This window comes from Achromobacter sp. 2789STDY5608615 (genome assembly GCF_001298995.1).
GTDB lineage: Bacteria > Pseudomonadota > Gammaproteobacteria > Burkholderiales > Burkholderiaceae_B > Achromobacter > Achromobacter insuavis.
The window spans coordinates 1-20,800 of record NZ_CYTY01000002.1 but is presented as its reverse complement, the minus strand read 5'-3'; the positions used below and the strand labels follow the sequence as shown (position 1 = coordinate 20,800).

The following is a 20,800-nucleotide window of genomic DNA, read 5'->3' as shown; positions in this document are numbered from 1 at the left end:
ACGTTGGCGCCGCATTCGATACGGCGTTGACGATAGCAACTACTGGCTATATCTTGTATAGCCACAATCCAATCAGAGATAGGTCCACTTCATGAAGGAAGTCCTGCTCGCCGACCTGCTGTCCGGCGCGCTCTCGCGCGAGTCGCCCGACCCGCTGCAAAAGCAGATCTACGACATCGTGCGGCGCGGCGTGCTGGACCACACGCTGGTGGCGGGACAGCGCCTGCCGTCGTCGCGCGTGCTGGCCTCGGAGCTGGGCATTTCACGCATCACGGTGACGCTGGCTTACGAGCGGCTGATCGCCGAGAACTACCTCAGCGCGCGCGGCGGCAGCGGCACGTTCGTCGAGAAGACCGTGGACCGGCCGCTGCTGCGGCCGGCCTCGCCGGAGCACGTGCAGCGCCATGTGCCGGGCCTGTCCACGCGCGGCGAGGGCATCGCAGGCGGCGCGGCCGGGCTGGGCCAGCACACCGGCGCGTTCGTGCCGGGCGTGGCCGACGCCAGCCTGTTTCCGTTCCACCTGTGGCGCCGGCTGGTGTCGCGCCACCTGGGCAAGTCGAATCTGGCGCTGTCGGGCTACGCCAAGGACGGCGCGGGTTTCCTGCCGCTGCGCGAGGCCATCGCCAGCTACCTGCGGCTGGCGCGCGCGGTGGTGTGCGAGCCCGGGCAGGTCATCGTCACGGCGGGCACGCACCAGTCGGTCGACCTGTGCGCCCGCATGCTGACCGAGTGGGGCGACGCCGCGCTGGTGGAAAGCCCCTGCCACTGGGCCTTTCCGCCGGTGCTGGCGGCGGTCGGCGTGCGCGCGCATGCCGCCGTGGTCGATGACCAGGGCCTGGACCTGACGGCCAGCAAGCTGCCGCGCCGGGCGCGGCTATTGATCACCAGCCCGTCGCACCAATACCCGACCGGCGTGGTGATGCCGCTGGCGCGGCGCCTGGAGCTGCTGCAGGCGGCGCGGGCGCGCGGCCTGTGGGTGCTCGAGGACGACTACGACAGCGAGTTCCGCTACGACGGCGCGCCGATCCCGTCGCTGCAGGGCCTGGACGCCGACGGCCGGGTGATCTACATGGGCACCTTCAGCAAGACCATGTTCGCGGGCCTGCGCATGAGCTACATGGTGGTGCCGCCGCAGGTGGCCGAATCGTTCTCGCGCGCCTGCGCCAGCATCTATCGGCCGGGGCAGCTGCACCTGCAGGCGGCGCTGGCGGATTTCATGGCGGACGGCCATTTCTCGCACAACATCAAGCGCATGCGCACCGAGTACGCGGAGCGCCAGATCGTGCTGCGCGATGCAATCGCGGCGCGCGTCGGCGATGCGGTGCAGCTGTCGCAGGCGCGGGCGGGCCTGCATGTGTATGCGCGGCTCGATCGCAAGGTGTCGGTGCCGCGCCTGGCCGAGGCCGCCCGCGACGAGGGCATCGTGCTGGGGCAGCCGCATTACCTGCCCGACGCCGCCCGCGCCGCGCAGCCGGCGGTGGTGCTGGGCTATGGCGGTGTGCCGTGCGAGCGCATCGACGACGGGGTAGTGCGCTTTGCGCGGGCGCTGGGGCGGGTCGCCGAGGCCCGGCCGGCGCGCCGCGCCAGGGGCTGAAGCGACGGGGCGGCGCTTGGCGCGACGCACACCGCCGCACCCGCCTGTCGCCTACAGTTCCGCCAGCGTCTGGTCCGCCGCCGCCAGCAGCAGGTCGGCGTGTTCCCGCGCGAACGGCAGCTGCGGCCGCAGCTTGAGCACGTTGCCGTGCAGGCCGGTGGCGCTGAGCAGCACGCGGCGCTGGCGCATCAAGTTGACGAAGCGGTGCGTCTCTTCCTTGGCGGGCGTCTTCGCGGCGCGGTCCCGCACCAGTTCGACGCCGATGAAGAGACCGTCGCCGCGCACGTCGCCGATCAGCGCGTGGCGCTCGGCCAGCGCGCGGAAACCGTCGCGCAGGTATTGGCCGGTGCGGGCGGCGTTGGCCTGCAGGCCTTCGTCCTCGATCACCGAGAGCGTGGCCTGGGCCGCGGCGCAGGCCACCGGATTGCCGCCGAAGGTATTGAAGTAGCGCGCCTCGCGGCCGAAGCGTTCCAGGATGTCGGGGCGCGAGACCATCGCGGCGATGGGGTGGCCGTTGCCCATCGGCTTGCCCATGGTGACGATGTCCGGCACGAGATCGTGGCGCTGGAAGCCCCACATGCACGAGCCGGTGCGGGCGAAGCCGGCCTGCACTTCGTCGGCGATGAACAGGCCGCCGGCGTCGCGGATGGCCTGCACCGCCGGCGCCAGGAAGCCGGCCGGGTCGCTGTAGACGCCGTCGCTGGACAGGATCGTGTCCACCAGCAGCGCGGCCGGCTTGATGCCGTGGCGCCGCATGTCGTCGATGGCGGCCTGCACCTGCTGGCCGAACCATTGCCCGAGGGTGGCCGGGTCGTGGCGGTAGCTGTCGGGCGCGGCCACGGCGCGGGTGTCCACGCCCAGCGGCACGGCCTGGCCGAGCGACGGCGACACGGCGGCCACCGCGGCGGTGACGCCGTGGTACGCCAGCTGCGTGACGATGACGCCGGTGCCGCCAGTGTGGCTGCGCGCCACGCGCAGCGCGAGGTCGTTGGCCTCGCTGCCGGTGCAGGTGAAGATGACCTGCGACAGCGGCTGCGGGAACGTCGCCAGCAGGCGCTCGGCGTAGTCCAGCACGCCGTCGTGCAGGTAGCGGGTGTGGGTGTTCAGCACCGCCGCCTGCTCGGCGATGGCGCGCACCACGCGCGGATGGCTGTGGCCCACCGAGGCCACGTTGTTGTAGGCGTCCAGGTAGCGTTCGCCGTCGGCGCCGGTCAGCCACACGCCTTCGCCGCGCACGATGTGCAGCGGCTGGTCGTAGAACAGGCGGTAGGCCGGCCCCAGCACGCGCTGGCGGCGGGCGATCAGGTCGCGTTCGGCCTGCGGCAGCGCGTCGGCCGCGGCGGGGTCGAAGGCGTTGAGCATGGCTTGGTCTCGGCTCATACAAGAGTCTCCATGGGGGTCTGGCTAGCGGCCAGCAGGATGTCGCTGGCCTGCTGCCGGGGCAGGGCGTCCAGGCGCGCCAGGCCGGTCCAGGCCAGGCCGTTGTTGCGCAGGATGTACTGGCGGTTTTCGGGGTGCTGCTGCGCGCGCCAGCCGGTGATGGCCACCGTGATCAAGAGGCGCGTGGCGATCAGGTCGGGCAGCAGCGCGATTTCGGTCTCGGTCAATGGCAGCGTCTGGTGGTAGCTGGCCAGGCACTGGCGCAGGCCCACCGACAGCGGGTCGGGCGCGTCGTCGAGCAGATAGGCGGCGGCCACGGCCAGGTCCTGCGCCAGCGGCGCGCGCACCATGTCGCCGAAGTCGAGCAGCGCCGCGATCTGTTCGGGATCGTCGCGCGCGACCATCACGTTGTAGGGGTTGAGATCGTTGTGGATGACCTGGCGCCGCAACCCGCCCAGGCGCGGCCGCAGGTCATTGGCGAAGCGCTCGAGCTGGCGCTCGGCCAGCCGGCGGCGGTCCGCCTCGGGAATCTTCGGCAGCAGGTCGGCGATGCGGTCGGCGTGCTGCAGGTCCCACAGCAATTCGTGGTCGGCCATGGCGTGGTCGAAGCCGGCCAGGGCCAGGTCGAACTGCGCCAGGGCCCGGCCCAGCGCGCGGTACTGCGCCGGACTGCGCGCCACCTGGTGCAGCGGCACGCCATGCACGAAGGTCATCAGCCGCAGCGCGCGGCGCGCGCCGTCACCGGCGTCGTGCCAATGCACGTACTCGCCCTGCAGGCCGGCGATCAGGCGCGGCACCGGCGGCTCGCCGTCGGCCCGCATCAGGCGCAGCTGCGCCTGGGTGTGGAAGTCGGTGACCGCCGGGTCCTCGGCGGGGTGGGTGGCCTTGAGCACGTAGGCGCCGCCGGCGGCGTCGCGCAGCAGGAAGTTCTGGTCGCGTTCGCTCGACAGCAGCGTGGCCTGTGCCGCCAGGCCGTAATGGCGCAGCGCCAGGGTCTCGGCCTCGGGCAGGGACAGCTTGGGCGGCTCGGCCGCGAACAGCGCCTGGCCGGCGCTGGGGAGGTTGCCGCCGCTCATGCCTGACGCTCTTCCAGGCCGCACCACTCGGCGATGAACAGGGCGATGGTCTGGGTGACCTTGCGCACCGATTCCAGGTTGACCGCCTCGTCGTAACCGTGCGGCATGCGGCATTCCGGGCCGTAGACGATGGCCGGGGTGTCGGCGTACAGGCCGTAGAAGCGGGCGTCGGTGGCGGCCGACGTGGCGTATTCGCGCAGCGGTTCGCCGAACACCTGTTCGTGCGCGGCGCGCAGCGCGGCCTCGGCCTCGTCGGCGTTCTGCAGTTCGTAGCCCTCGGCCATGAAGCCGTGGTAGATCACTTTGGGCGGATGCTTGGCCAGGAACGGATCGCGCGCCGCGGCCTGGGCCACGAAGGCCTCGATCTCGGCGCGCGCGGCCTCCAGGCTCTGGCCCGGATAGACCGCCACGCGCATGTCGAAGGTGCACCAGGCCGGCACGCTGGACGGCCAGTCGCCGCCGGCGATCTTGCCGAGGTTGAAGCGGATGGGGTGAGGGTGGTCGCAGAAGTGGCGGTGGTCGCACTTGTTGGCGTTCCAGCGCGTCTCCAGCTCGTCCAGCGCCTGGATCAGGAAGATCGCCTTCTGGATGGCATTGGCGCCCGCGCCGGTGAAGGCGGCCGAGGCGTGCTGGGGGTCGCCTTCGACCTGCACCTGGAACCACATCGGCCCGACCTGGGCGCGCATCAGCATGGGCAGCAGCGGCTCCGGAATGAAGGCGGCGTCGGCGCGATAGCCGCGCGCCAGGCAGGCCAGGGCGCCGTTGCCGGTGCATTCCTCTTCCACCACCGATTGCAGGAACACGTCGCCGGCCGGCGCCAGGCCGATCGCGGCCAGCGCGTCCATGGCCGACAGGCAGGCGACCAGGCCGGATTTCATGTCGCCGGCGCCGCGGCCGTGCATCCAGCCGTCGACGATGGCGGGGTCGTACGGGTCGCGGCTCCATTGCGCCAGCGGGCCGACCGGCACCACGTCGATGTGGCCGTTCAGGATCAGCGAGCGGCCTTTCAGGCTGCGGGCGCGGTGCGCGCCGACCACGTTGTAGGCGTTGTCATAGGACACCGCCACCGGCGAAAAACCCGGCAGGTGGCGGATGGCCTCGACGTCGATGCGCCAGCGGTCCACGGCGTAGCCGCGTTCGGCGTAGCGCGCCGCCATGAAATCCTGCGCGGTGGCTTCTTCGCCGCGCTGCGACGGCAGGCGCACCAGTTGCGCGGTCAATTCGGTCTGGGCCGCGAAGCCCGCGTCCACGGCTTGGAGGATGCGCTGGCGCAGCGCCGGGGTCAGTTCTGGCATGGATGTGCTCGAGGTTGACAGGGAACCCGGCCATGCTAGGGAAAATTGGATTGGTGAAAAATAGCCAATCCGGGTTATTTGATATAGCCACTTTGTGGCCCGCCGCGCGGGAGGCGGAAAACCCTAGCCCGCCAGCAGCGCCTGCAGCTTTTCCTTCAGCGAGGTGGCCCGTTCCGGCGCCCGCGCCAGCCCCGAGCGGACGAAGGCCTGGGCGCGTTCCGTATCGCCCAGGTGCAGCGCGATGCGCGCCAGGTTGAGCGTCCTGGCGGGATGGAGCTCGTCGGGATCGGTCTGCCGCAACAGCCGCTCGCAGCTGGCGGGGTAGGCGTCGTGGTCGGCGAAGAAGGCATGGCCCTGGCGCGCCCATTCGCTGACGATGAACGCGACGTTCTCCTCGGCGCTGGCCGCGTCGGGGCCATAGGCCCAGCCGAAGGCGGCGCCCGGCGGCGGCTCGATGCGCTCGCGGAACACGCAATGCGATTCCTCGATCTCGGCCGGCGGCACGAAGGCGCCGCCCTCGCAGGGCAGGAAGTCGTAATGCGCGCCCAGGTTCAGGTAGCAGGCCTTGCCGCCGCTGGCGCCCTGCACGTTGAAGACGTGCGCGATGGGGCCGCGGATGCGCCGCAGGGTCTGGCCCGAGCCCTCGAAGCCTTCGGCCTTGAGCACGGGGTACAGATGCTTGGTCAGGAGCTTGAGAAACGCGGTCCGGGTCATGGCGGCCATTGCGGGGCGGGGTATCGGGGCCACCATTGAACCGTGGGCGGGCGCCGCGTGTGCGGCAAATCGTGACTTGTGAAACCGAAGGTGGCGCGCCCGGGCATGCGGATTGCTGCGCGCCCGGCGCGGCCGGCGGATTGGCGCGGACGCCCGTCGGCGCGACAATAGGCCCGAGGCGGCAAACCCATACAGCGAACGGGGCGGCGGTCGGGCCCCGAAGGAGAGCGGCATCATGGCGACGCGAACCATCTGGAAAGGGGCGATTTCGTTCGGGCTGGTGCACATCCCGGTGGGCCTGCACACGGCCACGATCGAGTCGGGCGTGGACTTCGACTGGCTCGACAAGCGCTCGATGGATCCGGTTGGCTACAAGCGCATCAACAAGCGCACCGGCAAGGAAATCGACAAGGACAACATCGTCAAGGGCGTGGAATACGAGGACGGCCAGTACGTCATCATCTCCCCCGACGAGATCAGCGGCGCCTATCCGCGCACCACGCAGACCATCGAGATCCGGCAGTTCGTCGACGCCGGCGAGGTGCCGTTCGTGTACCTGGAGCGGCCGTACTACCTGGCGCCGATCGACAAGGGGCAGAAGGTCTACGCGCTGTTGCGCGACACGCTGGCCAAGAGCGGCAAGATCGGCATCGCCAAGGTGGTGATCCAGACCAAGCAGCACCTGGCCGCGCTGATCCCGGCGGGCGACGCGCTGGTGCTGAACCTGATGCGCTGGGGCGACGAGGTCAAGGCCGCCGACGACCTGGACCTGCCCAAGTCCGGCGCCAAGGCCACGTCGCCCAGCGCCAGCGAACTGAAGATGGCGCGCATGCTGGTGGACGACATGTCCGGCCATTGGGACCCGGAACAATACAAGGATGAATTCAAGGCCGCCGTCATGGACCTGGTGGCGCGCAAGGTCAAGGCGGGCAAGACCGAGACGGTGATCGAGCCGCGGGAGGAATCGCCCGCCTATGCCGATAACGTCATCGACCTGACCGAATTGCTGCAGCGCAGCCTGAAGGGGCGCGCGCCGGGCAAGGCGTCGAACGGCGGCGGGTCTCGGACGGCGGCCAGGAAGACCGCGAGGAAGGCGGCAACCAAGGCGGCTACCAAAGCGACCCACAAGACGACCACGAAGGCAACCACGAAGGCAACCACTAAGGCAACCACGAAGGCCGCGAACGGCAAGGCCGGCACGTCGGCCAAAACCCGCAAGGCGGCCTGACCATGGCCGACACCCTGGCGAAATACCGCGCCAAGCGCGACTTCAAGGTGACGTCGGAACCGGCGGAAGGCGGCCAGGCCAATGATGCCGCGCGCGCCTTCGTGATTCAGAAGCACTGGGCCAGCCACCTGCATTACGACTTCCGGCTGGAACTGGACGGCGCGATGAAGAGCTGGGCCGTGCCCAAGGGGCCCAGTTTCGACCCGTCGGTCAAGCGCATGGCGGTGCAGGTCGAAGACCATCCCATCGCCTACAACCGCTTCGAGGGCGAGATACCGAAAGGCCAGTACGGCGCCGGCAAGGTCATCATCTGGGACCGGGGCACCTGGACGCCGGTGGGCGACCCGGCCGACGGCTACCGGCGCGGCCATCTCAAGTTCGACTTGCACGGGGTCAAGCTGCGCGGGCGCTGGGCGCTGATTCGCATGAAGGGGCGGGGATCCGAGAAGCAGCCGCCCTGGCTGCTGGTGAAGGACCGTGATGCCGCCGCCCGCGCCGAAAGCGAATTCAGCGTGGTCGATGAGCAGCCCGACAGCGTGGCGTCGACGCCGACTGCGCGGGCCCGCCGGGTGCCCGCGGCGGCGTCGGCGGCGTTGCCGGATCCGGCCGCCTCGCCGTCGCCCGAGGCGCGCGAACCGCGCTTGCCCGGCGTGGCGGCGGCCTTGCCCGACCGGCTCAAGCCGCAACTGGCCACGCTGGTCGAAGGCGTGCCGCGCCAGGCCGACCCGGATTGGCTCTACGAAATGAAGTTCGACGGCTACCGGCTGCTGGCGCGGCTGGACCACGGCGAGGTGCGCCTGTACACGCGCAACGGCCACGACTGGGCGCCGAAGCTGCCGCATCTGGTGGCGGCGCTGCGGCGCATGCCGTTGGAAACCGCGTGGCTGGATGGCGAGATCGTGATGCTGGCCGACAACGGCGCGCCCAGCTTCCAGGCCTTGCAGAACGCCTTCGACGGCGAACGCACCGGCGCCATCCTGTTCTATGCGTTCGACCTGCCTTATGTCACCGGCCGCGACCTGCGCGGCGAGCCGCTGCGCGTGCGCCGCGCGGTGCTGGCGCGGGTGATGGATGCCGCCGGCGGCGACCCGCTGCGTTTGAGCGACGCGTTCGACGCGGCGCCGGCCGACCTGGTGGCGTCGGCCTGCAGGATGGGGCTGGAGGGCATCATCGCCAAGCGCCTGTCCTCGCCGTATGTCTCGCGCCGCAGCGACAACTGGATCAAGCTCAAGTGCGCGCGGCGCCAGGAATTCGTCGTGGTCGGCTATACCGATCCGCAAGGCGCGCGGGTGGGGCTGGGGGCGTTGCTGCTGGCGTATCACGACGAGGCCGGCCGGCTGGTGTACGCCGGCAAGGTCGGCACCGGGTTCGATGACGCCGGCCTGGCCGCGCTGCGGGAACGGTTGCAAGCGCTGGAGACGCGCCAGGCCAGCGTCAAGGCCGGGGGCGGCGGGCGCGGCACGCATTGGGTGCGGCCCGAACTGGTGGCGGAAGTGTCGTTTGGCGAATGGACGGAATCGGGCCACGTGCGCCACTCCGTGTTCCGCGGGCTGCGCACCGACAAGCCGGCGCGGGCGATTACCAGGGAGGTGGCGATGACCGCTGGAAAGACCCCAGGCAAGACGACCGCCAAGGCCGCGGCAAAGCCCCCACGCCAGGCCGCGAAGACCGCTACCGCCGCCGGCAAGCTGACCCACCCCGAACGCGTCATCGACCCGTCCACCGGTCTGACCAAGCTGGACCTGGCCCGCTACTACGGCCTGGTGGCGCCGATGCTGCTGCGCCATCTGAAGGACCGCCCGGTGTCGTTCCTGCGCGCGCCGGCCGGCATCGAGGGCGAATTCTTCTTCCAGAAGCACCTGGAGGCGCCGATGCCGGGCGTGAAGCCGCTGCCGCAGGCCCTGGATCCGGACCATCCGCCCCTGATGGAAGTGCCGACGCCACAGGCAATCATGTCGGCCGCGCAGATGAACGTGGTGGAGTTCCACACCTGGAACGCGGTCAAGCGCGCCATCGGCAAGCCCGACCGCATGGTGTTCGACCTGGATCCGGGCGAGGGCGTGACCTGGGATGCGGTGCGGCGCAGCGCGCAGTTGCTGCGCGTGCTGCTGACCGAGATCGGCCTGGCGTGCTGGCTCAAGACCAGCGGCGGCAAGGGGCTGCACGTGGTGGTGCCGCTGCGCCGGCAACATGATTGGGATACGGTCAAGGCGTTCTCGCAGGCCATCGTGCAGCATCTGGCGCGCACCCTGCCGCAGGTGTTCGTGGCCAAGAGCGGGCCGAAGAACCGGGTCGGCCGGATCTTCGCCGATTACCTGCGCAACGGCTTCGGCGCCACCACGGTGGCGGCCTGGTCGGCGCGCGCGCGGCCGGGAATGGGGGTGTCGGTGCCGCTGGCGTGGGAGGAACTGGACGCGGTCCGGGCCAGCGACCAGTGGACCATCGCCAATATCCATGAACGCCTGGATGTGGGCGACACCCCGTGGGACGACTACGCGCCGCAGGCCATCGCCGGCGCCATGCGGGCGATGGACTTCAAACCCGGCGGATAGCCCGCGGACACGGCGGCGTCAGTCGTCGCCGGCCCCTGCCAGCGCGCCGGCTGCCCGCTCGCGCGTGCCGATGCGGAACACCTGCGCCACGATGCCCATGGCGACGATGACGCCGGCCAGGATCGAGGTGTAGACCACTTCGTTGCGGTAGGTGCCCTCGATCACCATGGTGACGAGCGCGGCGATGATGCAGACGATCACCGCGTACGTCAGCCACGGGAACAGCCACATCTTGAACTCCAGCCGCACGCCGCGGGCCTGCAGGCGCTGGCGCATGCGCAGTTGCGAGCAGGCGATCGCCAGATAGACGAACAGCGCGATGGTGCCGGTGGCCTGCATCAGCACGTCGTACACATCCATCTTCGAGGTCGCCATCATCCACACGGCGGCGAAGGCGAACACGCTGGAGATGATGACGCCGACATAGGGCGTGCCGGTCTTGCGTCCGGTGATCTGCATCACGCGGTGGGCGTCGCCGCGCCGGGCCAGCGAATAGAGCATGCGCGAGGCGGTGTAGAGCGCCGAGTTGAAGCAGCTGCACACCGAGGTCAGCACGATGAAGTTGACGATCAGCTGCGCGTGCGGAATGCCCAGCGCGTCCAGCGCGACGTTGTAGGTGCCCTGGGTCGGCTCGGTCAGGCCCGGGGCGTTGTACGGCACCAGGCAGACCACGATGAAGATCGAGCCGACGTAGAACAGGCAGATGCGCCACACCACCGAGCGCGTGGTCCGGATGATCTCGCGGCCCGGGTCGGCCGATTCCGCGGCGGCGACGGTGACGATCTCGGCGCCGATGAAGGCGAACATCACGCCCAGCAGGGCCACCACCACGGACTTGGGACCGTTGGGCATGAAGCCCTGGCTGGTCAGGTGGCTCCAGCCGTTGGCCTCGCCCCATGGCCACAGGTGCGCCAGCGCCAGGCTGCCCATCACCAGGAACAGCACGATGGCCACGACCTTGATGAGCGCGAACCAGAATTCGAATTCGCCGTAGTTGCGCACGTTGAGGAAGTTGACGATCAATAGCGATACCGTCACCAGCAGCGCGTAGCCCCAGGCCGGCGCCATCGGGAACCAGCCGTGCAGGATCTGCCCGGCGACGTAGGCCTCCCAGCCCATCAGCAGGGCCCAGAAGTACCAGTAGAGCCAGCCGATGGTGAAGCCGGCCCAGCGCCCGATGGCGCGGTCGGCGTAGGTCGAGAACGAGCCGGTGTCCGGCTGCGCGACGGCCATTTCGCCCAGCATGCGCATGGCCAGGATGACCAGCACGCCGCCGCCGATATAGGCCAGGATGACGGCCGGGCCGGCCAGGGCGATCTGCTTGCCGGAACCCACGAACAGCGCGGCGCCGATGACGCCGGCGATGGACATCATCGTGAGATGGCGGGACTTCAGGCCGCCCTTGAGTTCGGTATTGGGGGTGTTCTCCAACTGCTTCTCCTCTCCAGATGCGCGGGGGCCATGGCGTGTTCGCCATCGGAATGGAAAAGAGGCATGTCCCCTGCCGGTTTATCGCTTTTTGGTCTTGAGGCTACGAGGATACGCGCGCGGCGGCGATCGTTGGCGCCTGTGCCATGTCCTGTTGCAAGTGCCAGGTTTTGTTGCCGGGGCCGCGGCCATGGATGCAAAAAATCGGACGAGCGGCCTTGCGCGGGGCCGCGCGTCAAGGGCGCGTGGTCAGCGCGCCAAGCCCGACAGGGAGAGATCGAAATCGAACGGCAGCCGTTCCGTCTTGCCGGGACCCAGGACCTCCAACCGGGCGATCCGGCCTTGGAAGAAGGCCGCCAGTTGTGTCCCGCCGGCAGCGCCGGTCAGGCCGATGCGGCCGACCTCGCGCAGCAGTCCGCCCGTTGCGTCGGTGGCGTTCAGGATCGGGTCCTGGCCGGCATACGGCAGCCGCGCGGGATCCAGCAGCGCCAGGTTGTCGTTGACCGCGGCGCCCGGCGGCAGCGCGTCCAGCGGCAGCGCCTGGCGCTCGATCGTGGCCATGCGCAGCACCGACAGCCGGCCTTTCGCGCGCACGGGCATCACCGGAAAGCGGCGCGGATCGAAGGCAAAGCCGTCCTGCACGCGCTCATAGGCTTCGCCTTCGCGCACGTCGATCGGCTGGCCGCGGGCATCCAGGAAGGTGATGGTGGCGTCCGCCAGGCCGAAGCGCGCGGCGGCGGGAATGAAGCGATCGCTCAGCACGTCGGGATAGCCGAAGCGGATGACCGGCCTGTCGTCGCGCCGCACCAGGGCCACCGATACGCTGGCGGCCATGGCCCGCGGCTCGATGTCGGGCCGCAGCCTGGGCGTGTCGTGGTCGTAGGCCGAGCCAGCCAGCGTGAGCGGGGTCAGGCCGACGCCCTCCAGGGTCTGTCCGAGCGGCAGCACCGAGGCCGACAGCCGCCGCGTCAGCGTGGGGCCGCCGGGCACCAGCAGTGTGACGCGCACGCTGGCGATCCTGCCCTTGAAGCCGAAGCGGGCCTCCAGCTGGCCGTTGGCGTCCTTGAAGCCCGCCTTGGCCAGCAGGGTGGCGGTGTCGGGCACGGTGAGCTGGCCCGCGGCCGCCTGCGCGCTCAGTTGGTCGAACTGGCGCAGGCCGCGCGCGAGCTGGTCGCGCGTGCCCCACAGGCGCAGGGGATTGAACAGCACCTGGCCCGCGGCGTCGCGCGCCTCGATGATGACGGCGTCGCTGCTGAAGCCGCGCGGCGCGCCGCCGTCGTGCTGCGTGACGCCGATCGTCACGCTGTGGTCGTCCATGGCCTGCAGCGTGAAGGCATAGTCGCCCAGCCGGCGCGTCTGGCCCCGCGCGGCGCGGGTGAAATCGGCATGCGGGGTGGCCTTGGGCAGCGCGATGCGCAGCTCGCCATCGAGCGATTCCGGCAGGCCGCGCCGGCCGTCGGGTTGCGAGAGCGTCAGCAACTGCCCCTGCTGCTGCACCGAGATGGCGACGCCGGCGCCGGCGGGCTGGCGGGTGGGGACCACGCTGCCATCCAGGAAGCGGATCGCCGACCAGTCGAAGGCGTGCGGATAGGGCAGGTCGAACGGCGCGACCACGCCGATGTCGCCGCGTTCGTTCAGGACCCCGATCACGCCCGTGGCGTAGACATCCGCCAGGCGGGCGGCGTCGGCATAGTCTCCAAGGACATCCAGCCGCGAGGTGGCGTGCACGGTCTGCGCCGGCGGTTCGCGCAGCATGTCTTCGCTGCGCCGCTGCTGGTGCAGGATGAACAGCATCTCGCTCAGGGCGCGGCGGGTGGGCGCGTCGGCGACGGCGGCGATGCGGGCCATGCGCGCGTCGTCGACCACCACCGTCGGCGCGGCGGGGGCGCTGTGGGCGGCGGGGGCCAGCCCCAGGCTGGCACTAACAAGCAAGGTGGCGACGGACGGATAGAGGCGGGTCACGATGGACGGACGTTGGTCGAAAATCTGGTCATCGTAGCGGCAAGCAGGGCCGATGCGAATACGGCATGTTTGGGGGCCGTGTCGCGGTTTATGGGCCGAAGACTCTCGTCTATGGACTCCTTAGACTGTACGAGCCTCCGTCGGCCTTGTCCCAATTCAACTTGGGTAGCGGGGGCTTTGTACTTTTTGTATCATTTGCCCGGCTTTCAATTTCAACCATAGGCTGATTCCGCAGTCCGGCTTGCGAGACGATCACGCTGCAAGCCGACGGGTCGGTAGAGGAACGTAGTCAATGTTCGCAACCAAGCAAATTATCGTGGTCTATCCGGCGAATTATGAGGATCTCGCCATTACCCTGCAACACGAGTTGACGAAAGTTGATGGCTTGGATAGCGCGGCCTGGACCGTCGAGCATTACCAGCAGTCGGCACCGGCGCTGTCGGGTCGCAGTTTTGTGATCTTCATCGGAAATTCGGAAGAGAACCGCTATTCCAAATTCTATTTGGAATCAATGCCAAAAATCGTCAACTTAAAAGGGGCCTGCTTTACCCGCGACGGAAGCAAGGCGATCGTTTTCGGGGAGGGTCAGATCGAGCAGCGTGCGGCTTTCGAAAAACTCAAAAGTGAATTGGGCTATGGCCCACGCGTGGGCGGAATAATTGGTGCTGCGGTCGGCAGCGGGTTTCTTACCGCGGCTCCTTTAGCCGTGGGCGGAGTATTCGGTGTTTTGGGCTTCTTGGGTTATCGAGCCGCCAAGTATTTCAAAGGGGAAAGTGACGCGAAGAAGCTCCGTCATGAGCAGACGAAACTAGCGATTTATAGTTTTCTGTTGACGGAACTGGACGACTGGCTTGGCGCGCCGGAGCAATAGGCATGAGTACTTTCGCTGACGCCTATCGCCGCGCCAGTAGAGATAGCGCTGGAGTTTCAGGCGCATTGGAATCGGCAGACTTCATCAATGAGGTAGAGATCGCTATCGGCATGGCCACAGACGCTTTGGCGAAAGAGGCCGGACGCCGTGCCAACGTTGGCGTCGACTACGTCAAAGGGAACCTTGCCGAAGTCTGGCACGCCGAAACGCTGAATGTTTCGGCGGTGGCGAAGCGAGCGGATGATGTGTTCGCCTGCGCCGTAGGCACCAATAAAACCGGCCAAGACGTACTCTACGGTAGCGCGTCAGGCACTTCCCAAGCAGAGTTGAAGTACTACAAGACGGCCGAGGAGACAGCTAGGCAACTAGGCAACCCCGCCTATTCCAGCGGCGATAAGATCGTGCCGTCGGACCAGCTTGATGGCGTTATTGCGGAATCGATGAAACAGGCGGAGCGCAATCGGGAAGGCCGTCCTGATGTGGCGGCAGCGTATCAGAACACTGCTGACAGCGTGAGCGACCGCCTCGAAGTGGGGGGGGGGGCTTCATCCAAGCCGCTGAGCGAGGCTGACGCAAAAGGAATGGCCACCGACTTCAAGCGCGACGGAAAAATTGATCCTGAAGACTACGGTCTGAATACCGAGGGTTTTGTCGAGTGGTCCGATATCTTCAGAGAGTCTGGAAGCGCGGTGCTCAACGCGGCTGCGTTCTCTGCGGCGGTGACGGCCGCGCCGCATGTTCACGCGATTCTGGCCCATTACCTGAAATCTGGTGAGTTCGATCCCGCGCTCATGCGCGAGGGCGCCAGTCAGGTGTTTTCTAGTGCTGGAGCCGCCGCGGTGCGGGGCGGCCTGGCGGCCGTTATTACGGGTTCCTGCAAAGCGGGTTTGATGGGGCGGTCCCTTAAAAGCGTGTCACCTACTGCTGTCGGCATGGCAACGGCCATGGCGCTCAATTCCATCGAAAATACCTGGCGCTACGCGCAAGGTGAGATTTCCGGAAAAGAACTGGCTTTCCTCTCATCGAGGGATGCGGTAGCGCTTATCGCCGGCGGGGGGGCTTTGCGGTGCTGGGGCAGATGATCATCCCCATTCCGGTCTTCGGGGCCTTGTTGGGAAACCTCGTGGGCTCCACGCTGGGTTCGATGGGGGTCAACTATGCTAATAGCAAAGTACTCGGGATCTGCGTCGAATCGGGCTGGACATTCTTTGGACTGGTGGAGCAATCCTACTCTGTGCCGGAGGAGGTGCTAAAAAGCGCTGGCTTCGATATTTTCGCGCGCAAAGTCTTTGCGTCGTCAGCGTTCAATACCCCTCGTTTCAAGCTACAGCCCTTTGCGCCAGATTCCGTGGGTTTCACCCTGCTGAGACGCGGCGTCATCGGGTTCAACACGGTTGGCTACCTGTAGAGGTTTTGCCAAGGACGGGCTGGGCTGGACGCTGGGCGGCTACACCCAGAAGATCGTGGTGCGCGAGCGCTACGTGCTGCGCGTCAGCCATCCCGCCGGGCAACTGGCCGCGGTGGCGCCGCTGCTGTGCGCCGGCTCACCACCTATTCGCCGCTGTGCCACTGGAACGCCGGGCCCGGCAAGAGGGCGGGCGCGCCGGCCACGCCGCATCCCTTGCCGAACGTGTTCAACTTCATCATGAAGCGCCGCTCGCTGGCCGGCTCGATGATCGGCGGCATTCCCGAGACGCGGGAGATGCTGGACTTCTGTGCCCGGCACGGCATCGTCGCCGACATCGAAATGGTGCGCGCCGACGAAATCCTCGCCGCCTACGAGCGCATGCTCAAGGGCGACGTCAGGTACCGCTTGGTGATCGACAACGCCACGCTGGCGGGCTGATGCGGATACCGGCGCCGGGCAGGCGGCGCCCGCGCCCACAGGCATGGGTATGGCGCTTGCTGCAAGGCGCGGATCGAGCCGCATCGGCTTGCGCCGGGCGAGCCGGCGCGCACCAGGAGATATCCATGCCCAGCAAGAAACCCAGCAAGGCGAAGGCGCCGGCTCCCGTCGACACCGCGTTCCACAACACGGACAGCGGGCCCGCCGCCCCGCCAGCGGCCGGCGCCGGCGCGCCGGCAATGCAGCGCGCCGCCGCGGTGGCCGCCACCGCGCAGGCGCTGCCGCGCAACCCCCATAAAGAGAGTGAATACGGCGAGGCGGGCGCGCGTTGTCCCTACCAGGGGGCGCAGGCTGCCGCGCCGGACGCCTCGGTGGGGGCCAGTTCCCTGTCCGAGCGCCAGCACACCCCCAAGACGGGCGAGCCCGCCGAGCCGGGGGTGAACGCGGTGGGCGGCGAACTGGCGCGGGTGCGCTCCGACGCGCAGGGGCAGGCGCTCACCACCAACCAGGGCGTGCCGGTGAGCGACAACCAGCACTCGCTCAAAGCCGGCCTGCGCGGCCCCGCCTTGCTCAAGGATTTCATTCTGCGTGAAAAAATTACGCACTTCGACCATGAACGCATCCCGGAACGCATCGTCCACGCGCGCGGCTCGGCGGCCCATGGCTACTTCGAATGCTACGAGTCGCTGGCGCCGCTGACGCGCGCCTCGCTGTTCGCGAAAAAGGGCAAGCGCACGCCGGTATTCGTGCGCTTCTCGACGGTGGCGGGCGAGCGCGGGTCCAAGGACACGGCGCGCGACGTGCGCGGCTTCGCGGTCAAGTTCTACACGGATGAGGGCAACTGGGACCTGGTGGGCAACAACATGCCCGTGTTCTTCATCCAGGACGCCATGAAGTTCCCGGACCTGGTGCATGCGGTCAAGCCCGAGCCGCATCACGGCATGCCGCAGGCGGCCTCGGCGCACGATACCTTCTGGGACTTCGTGTCGTTGATGCCGGAATCGACTCACATGCTGATGTGGCTGATGTCGGACCGCGCCATTCCGCGCAGCTACCGCATGATGCAAGGCTTTGGCGTGCACACCTTTCGTTTCGTCAATGAGCAGGGCGAGTCGCGGCTGGTGAAGTTCCACTGGAATCCGGTGGCGGGCACGCATTCCCAGGTGTGGGACGAAGCGGTGAAGGTGTCGGGCGCCGATCCGGACTTCCACCGCCGCGACCTGTGGGAGGCGATCGACGCCGGCAACGGCCCGCAATGGGAACTGGGCGTGCAGGTCTTCACGGAGGAAGAGGCGGAGCGTTTCAGTTTCGACGTGCTCGATGCCACCAAGATCGTGCCGGAGGAACTGGTGCCGGTGCGCCCGATCGGGCGCATGGTGCTGGATCGCAATCCGGACAATTTCTTCGCGGAAACCGAACAGGTGGCGTTCTGTACGGCGCATGTGGTGCCGGGCGTGGATTTCACCAATGATCCCTTGTTGGCCGGGCGCATCCATTCCTACGTGGACGCGCAGATTTCGCGGCTGGGCGGACCCAATTTCCACGAACTGCCGATCAATGCGCCGCTGGCGCCGGTGCACAACAACCAGCGCGACGGCATGCACCGGCAGGCGGTGCATCGCGGGCGCGTGGCCTATGAGCCCAATTCGCTCGGCGGCGGCTGTCCGTTCCAGGCGGGCATGGAAGGCTATGTGTCGTTTCCCGAGCCGGTCGCCGGCGACGAGCTGCGCGGCCATCCGGAACGGTTTGCGGAGCATTACAACCAGGCCACCCTGTTCTACGACAGCCAGACCGACTGGGAGCGGCGGCACCTGACGGGCGCCTTCGTCTTCGAGCTGAGCAAGGTCACGGTGGCGGCCATCCGCCAGCGCATGGTGGCGTCGCTGCGCAACGTGTCCGAGGAACTGGCGCAGACGGTCGCCGACGGGCTGGGCATGGCGCTGCCGGAACCCCTGCCGCGGGCGCTGCGCGAGGTGCCGCGGCCAGAGGTGGCGCAATCGCCGTCGCTGTCATTGAGCGCGCGGCCGGGGCAGGTAGGCGTGGCCACGCGCAAGGTCGCCATCCTGGTGGCCGAAGGCGTGGACGGCGCAGCCGTCTCCAAGGTGGCGCAGGCCCTGATCAAGGCTGGCGTGGTGGTGCGCCTGGTGGGGCAGCGCATCGGTCCGGTGGCCACGGCCGACGGCGGCGCGCTGGATGCGGACGCATCGCTGGACAACCAGCCTTCCGCCGTGTTCGATGGCGCCGTGGTGCCCGGCGGGGCCACGGCGCTCGAGCGTTGGCGCCAGGATGGACGCGCGCTGGAATTCGTGCGCGACACCTACCGCCATGGCAAGACCCTGCTGGCGCTGGGCGAAGGCGCGGGCCTGCTGCAGGCCGCGGGCATCGACCCGGCGGCCGACGACGAGGGACTGGTGGCGGGCGATGCGCCGGCCGCGGCCGCGGCCGCGTTCATCCAGTCGTTGGCGCGGCACCGCCATCCGGCGCGGGAGACCACGCCGACTCGCGTCTGACCGACACGCGCAGCGCCGTGGCGAAGCCGCCTTCGACCCGGGAATACGGCCGGGCGCTGGTGGTGACGCGCGGTAGCGCCGACCAGGCGATCGTGCAGCCGGCCCGCGCCATCCGGTCCACCAGGGCCTGATCTTCGCTGCAGGGCAACGGCGCGAAGCCACCCACGCGGCGGTAGGCCTGGGCGGCGACGCCGAGGTTGGCGCCGTGCACGTGGCGGTGCCCATCCCGGTCCTGGTAGCGCGAGGCAAAGCGGCGCTGGGCGGCATGGGCGCGCGGCCCATGGGCGGCCCAGCCCGACACCCCGACCGTGCCGCACACCACTTCCGCATCCAGGGACAACTGGTCCACCAGCCAGCGTGGCGATACCACGGTGTCCGCGTCGGTATGCGAGAGCCAGCGCGCGCCGCCGTCCAGCAGCAGCTGGGAACCGGCCGCGCGGGCGGCGCCGACGTTGCGCGCGCTGATGGCCAGGCACTGCACCGGCCAGGCGGCGGCGAGCCGGGCGGTGGCGTCGCGGCAATGGTCCAGCACGACCACGATCCGCACCGGCTCGGCCCGCAGCAGCGGGTGCCGCGCGGCCTCGGTGACCGCGCGCAGGCAGGCCGCGATATAGCGCTCTTCGTCATGCGCGGGAATGCAGATGCCGATCATTGGGGGTGTCCTTGGGCTGGATGCAGGGTCCAGGCATCGAGCCGGAAGGCGGGTTCCTGGTGGCTGAACAGCGGGCGGGCGCCGGGCAGCGCGGCGAAGGCGCCGTGCAGCGCGTCCGTCTGCTGGCGCCGGTCGTCGAATTGCCCGCGCCAGTGGCAGGCGATGAGCTCGGCGCCGGGCCGCAGGCTGGCGCTGGTGCGCGCCAGAAAGCGCGTCAAGGCGTCGTCGTCCAGGTAGTAGGCCATTTCCGATACGACCATCAGGTCGAATCCGCCCGGCGGAATCGCTGGCCAGGCGTCGGGCAGCCGCAAGGCCAGCGTCTCGACGCCCGCCATATGGCCGGCCTGCATGAGTTGGCGGCAGCGGTCGATGGCGGTGGCGGCCAGGTCCACGGCGGTGACGCGGTGGCAACGGCTGGCCAGCGCCAGCGTCATGGCGCCACTGCCGCAGCCGGCCTCCAGCGCGTGGTCATAGTGGGCCCGCCCCAGGCTGGCCAGCAGCAGGGCGCGCTTGCGGCGTTCGTACCAGGCGCCGCGCACGTTCCACGGATCGTCGCAGGCGCGATACAAGGCTTCGAAATGGCGGGCTACAGCGTCCATGTGGATTGCCCGGCTTGGGCCACCGCCGCGCCGTGCGCGGCCTGGTCGCGTTCGGCGTGGCTTTGGCGGATGTAGAGCGGCAGGTCGGCCATCGCCTGGGCGACGGCCGGATCCTTGCACAGGGGGCCGGCGCCGAGCGCGCGGCCGGCGCGCGCCAGGAGGTCGTCGGCCGCCGCCTCGACCGCCAGGCGGGCACGCGCCGTGGCCAGCGCGCAGCTGTCCAGCGGGTCCGCGTCGATGGCCGCGGCCGCCGAGCGCAGCGCCCAGCGCGCCTGGCACAGCGCCACGTCGGCCGCGCCCAGGTGCGCCAGGCGGAACGGGTCGAGCGGCGGACGCGCCGCGCTGGCCTGCAGGCGCTGGAAAATCCGGGTCAGGCCGCCGTACCAGCAGGCGGCCACGCCCGCGCCGCCATGCAGGAAGCCGGGGCGGTTCACATACTGCCCGGGTGCGCCGAGCGGCATGCCCACAGCGTGCTGGAACGACACCGCGACCGTCGCGCTGTCGCGCATGGCCGGCGCGAACCAGGGATCCGGCAGCAGGCGCACGCCCGGTTGCGCCAGCGCGACCGAGGCCAGCCATGGCGCGCCCGCCGGGGTCCAGCCGCTGACGACGGCGTGGCTCGATCCGGCGGCGCCCGAGCACCAGGCCTTGACGCCCGTCAGGTCGAGCCGGCCGTCGCCCTGGGGGCGTCAGCGTGACCCGGTGCTGCGGCGGTTCGGCGCACCAGACGCCCCAGACACTGTCCGGCGGCGGCGCCGGCGCCCCGAGTTCGGCCAGAATCGCCAGGGCGTCGGCGTGTCCCTCGAAGCGTTTGGCCAGGGACAGGTCGACGGCGGCCACGGCGGCCAGCGCCCGCCACCGCGTCAGCGTGTCGCCGCCGCCGGGCAGGGGCAGGCGGTCGCAGCCGGCCGCCACCAGGGCGCGCATCAGGGCCTCGGACGCGCCGATGGGCGAGGTGGCGCGGGCCAGCACGGCGTGCAGGCCATCGAGACGGAAGCAAGGGGGGGCGCGAAAGCGTAGTCGAGGACATTGGAATGGCCGAGGGTCGGGCCGGCAGTTCAGCAAACCGCATGCCTGGCGCCGGCGGGGGGGG

General features: G+C 69.2%; 16 protein-coding genes and 1 pseudogene. 8 read left to right on the top strand and 9 right to left on the bottom strand.

All coding sequences use genetic code 11. The annotated features are described in order from the left end of the window. Positions 1-91: 91 nt before the first annotated feature. A complete protein-coding gene (locus AOZ49_RS01745; RefSeq protein ID WP_054474123.1) occupies positions 92-1,594 on the top strand; it encodes a MocR-like pyridoxine biosynthesis transcription factor PdxR in 1,503 nt (500 codons plus the stop codon). A gap of 51 nt (positions 1,595-1,645) precedes the next feature. On the opposite strand, the gene AOZ49_RS01740 is transcribed toward AOZ49_RS01745, so the two are convergent. The 4 genes from AOZ49_RS01740 to AOZ49_RS01725 form a co-directional block, all read right to left on the bottom strand. Further along, positions 1,646-2,974 carry an aspartate aminotransferase family protein gene (locus AOZ49_RS01740; RefSeq protein WP_054474121.1) on the bottom strand — a complete coding sequence of 443 codons (1,329 nt, stop codon included), beginning with the start codon at positions 2,972-2,974 and terminating at the stop codon, positions 1,646-1,648. Next, positions 2,971-4,050 (bottom strand): phosphotransferase, encoded by a 1,080-nt coding sequence (locus AOZ49_RS01735; protein WP_054474119.1) that lies wholly within the window; start codon positions 4,048-4,050, stop codon positions 2,971-2,973. Before AOZ49_RS01735 ends, AOZ49_RS01740 begins: the two co-directional genes overlap by 4 nt. Then, a complete protein-coding gene (locus AOZ49_RS01730) occupies positions 4,047-5,345 on the bottom strand; it encodes an ArgE/DapE family deacylase (RefSeq protein WP_035359184.1) in 1,299 nt (432 codons plus the stop codon). The genes AOZ49_RS01735 and AOZ49_RS01730 overlap by 4 nt, the downstream gene beginning before the upstream one ends. A 123-nt stretch (positions 5,346-5,468) precedes the next feature. After that, complete coding sequence (locus tag AOZ49_RS01725) at positions 5,469-6,059, bottom strand: DUF4304 domain-containing protein (RefSeq protein ID WP_231690218.1); 591 nt, start codon at positions 6,057-6,059, stop codon at positions 5,469-5,471. 235 nt (positions 6,060-6,294) lie between these two features. Here AOZ49_RS01725 and AOZ49_RS01720 point away from each other — a divergent pair, with 235 nt between their 5' ends. After that, on the top strand, positions 6,295-7,287 hold the full coding sequence (locus AOZ49_RS01720) for a non-homologous end joining protein Ku (protein WP_054474111.1): 993 nt from the start codon (positions 6,295-6,297) through the stop codon (positions 7,285-7,287). A gap of 2 nt (positions 7,288-7,289) precedes the next feature. Then, entirely contained in the window at positions 7,290-9,839 is a 2,550-nt protein-coding gene (ligD, locus tag AOZ49_RS01715) for a DNA ligase D (protein WP_054474109.1), read from the top strand. 18 nt (positions 9,840-9,857) lie between these two features. On the opposite strand, the gene AOZ49_RS01710 is transcribed toward ligD, so the two are convergent. Beyond that, positions 9,858-11,270: an amino acid permease gene (locus AOZ49_RS01710; RefSeq protein WP_054474107.1), complete on the bottom strand. Its 1,413-nt coding sequence runs from the start codon at positions 11,268-11,270 to the stop codon at positions 9,858-9,860. A 246-nt stretch (positions 11,271-11,516) separates the two neighbouring features. Further along, positions 11,517-13,229 (bottom strand): hypothetical protein, encoded by a 1,713-nt coding sequence (locus AOZ49_RS01705; RefSeq protein WP_156355558.1) that lies wholly within the window; start codon positions 13,227-13,229, stop codon positions 11,517-11,519. A gap of 292 nt (positions 13,230-13,521) precedes the next feature. Between AOZ49_RS01705 and AOZ49_RS01700 the strand changes: the two genes are divergently transcribed. The 5 genes and pseudogenes from AOZ49_RS01700 to AOZ49_RS01680 all read left to right on the top strand — a co-directional run bounded on the left by AOZ49_RS01700 (position 13,522) and on the right by AOZ49_RS01680 (position 18,456). After that, the gene (locus AOZ49_RS01700; RefSeq protein WP_054474102.1) at positions 13,522-14,100 is read left to right on the top strand and encodes a hypothetical protein; all 579 of its coding nucleotides are present in this window, start codon (positions 13,522-13,524) and stop codon (positions 14,098-14,100) included. Between the two features lie 2 nt (positions 14,101-14,102). Next, positions 14,103-15,182: a hypothetical protein gene (locus tag AOZ49_RS01695; protein ID WP_156355557.1), complete on the top strand. Its 1,080-nt coding sequence runs from the start codon at positions 14,103-14,105 to the stop codon at positions 15,180-15,182. Beyond that, positions 15,179-15,508 carry a hypothetical protein gene (locus AOZ49_RS01690; protein WP_156355556.1) on the top strand — a complete coding sequence of 110 codons (330 nt, stop codon included), beginning with the start codon at positions 15,179-15,181 and terminating at the stop codon, positions 15,506-15,508. Before AOZ49_RS01695 ends, AOZ49_RS01690 begins: the two co-directional genes overlap by 4 nt. Before the next feature lie 13 nt (positions 15,509-15,521). Continuing rightward, positions 15,522-15,946, top strand: a pseudogene (locus AOZ49_RS01685) (hypothetical protein); the annotation flags it as partial. A gap of 125 nt (positions 15,947-16,071) precedes the next feature. Continuing rightward, a complete protein-coding gene (locus AOZ49_RS01680) occupies positions 16,072-18,456 on the top strand; it encodes a catalase (RefSeq protein WP_054474092.1) in 2,385 nt (794 codons plus the stop codon). Here AOZ49_RS01680 and AOZ49_RS01675 read toward each other — a convergent pair. The 3 genes from AOZ49_RS01675 to AOZ49_RS33270 are packed head-to-tail and all read right to left on the bottom strand — an operon-like array spanning position 18,395 to position 20,252. Continuing rightward, positions 18,395-19,108 (bottom strand): glycosyltransferase family 2 protein, encoded by a 714-nt coding sequence (locus AOZ49_RS01675; protein WP_054474090.1) that lies wholly within the window; start codon positions 19,106-19,108, stop codon positions 18,395-18,397. The genes AOZ49_RS01680 and AOZ49_RS01675 overlap by 62 nt on opposite strands. Next, positions 19,105-19,707 (bottom strand): SAM-dependent methyltransferase, encoded by a 603-nt coding sequence (locus AOZ49_RS01670; protein ID WP_054474085.1) that lies wholly within the window; start codon positions 19,705-19,707, stop codon positions 19,105-19,107. The genes AOZ49_RS01675 and AOZ49_RS01670 overlap by 4 nt, the downstream gene beginning before the upstream one ends. After that, entirely contained in the window at positions 19,695-20,252 is a 558-nt protein-coding gene (locus AOZ49_RS33270; RefSeq protein WP_231690217.1) for a hypothetical protein, read from the bottom strand. The genes AOZ49_RS01670 and AOZ49_RS33270 overlap by 13 nt, the downstream gene beginning before the upstream one ends. Between the last annotated feature and the right edge of the window lie 548 nt (positions 20,253-20,800).

Excerpts from the sequence above, each read along its gene's own strand:
- AOZ49_RS01695 (WP_156355557.1), top strand. The coding sequence starts at position 14,103 with ATGAGTACTTTCGCTGACGCCTATCGCCGCGCCAGTAGAGATAGCGCT.
- AOZ49_RS01690 (WP_156355556.1), top strand. The coding sequence starts at position 15,179 with ATGATCATCCCCATTCCGGTCTTCGGGGCCTTGTTGGGAAACCTCGTG.
- AOZ49_RS01745 (WP_054474123.1), top strand. The coding sequence starts at position 92 with ATGAAGGAAGTCCTGCTCGCCGACCTGCTGTCCGGCGCGCTCTCGCGC.
- AOZ49_RS01725 (WP_231690218.1), bottom strand. The coding sequence starts at position 6,059 with ATGACCCGGACCGCGTTTCTCAAGCTCCTGACCAAGCATCTGTACCCC.
- AOZ49_RS01735 (WP_054474119.1), bottom strand. The coding sequence starts at position 4,050 with ATGAGCGGCGGCAACCTCCCCAGCGCCGGCCAGGCGCTGTTCGCGGCC.
- AOZ49_RS01670 (WP_054474085.1), bottom strand. The coding sequence starts at position 19,707 with ATGGACGCTGTAGCCCGCCATTTCGAAGCCTTGTATCGCGCCTGCGAC.
- AOZ49_RS01720 (WP_054474111.1), top strand. The coding sequence starts at position 6,295 with ATGGCGACGCGAACCATCTGGAAAGGGGCGATTTCGTTCGGGCTGGTG.
- ligD (WP_054474109.1), top strand. The coding sequence starts at position 7,290 with ATGGCCGACACCCTGGCGAAATACCGCGCCAAGCGCGACTTCAAGGTG.
- AOZ49_RS01675 (WP_054474090.1), bottom strand. The coding sequence starts at position 19,108 with ATGATCGGCATCTGCATTCCCGCGCATGACGAAGAGCGCTATATCGCG.
- AOZ49_RS01700 (WP_054474102.1), top strand. The coding sequence starts at position 13,522 with ATGTTCGCAACCAAGCAAATTATCGTGGTCTATCCGGCGAATTATGAG.
- AOZ49_RS01680 (WP_054474092.1), top strand. The coding sequence starts at position 16,072 with ATGCCCAGCAAGAAACCCAGCAAGGCGAAGGCGCCGGCTCCCGTCGAC.
- AOZ49_RS01740 (WP_054474121.1), bottom strand. The coding sequence starts at position 2,974 with ATGAGCCGAGACCAAGCCATGCTCAACGCCTTCGACCCCGCCGCGGCC.
- AOZ49_RS01730 (WP_035359184.1), bottom strand. The coding sequence starts at position 5,345 with ATGCCAGAACTGACCCCGGCGCTGCGCCAGCGCATCCTCCAAGCCGTG.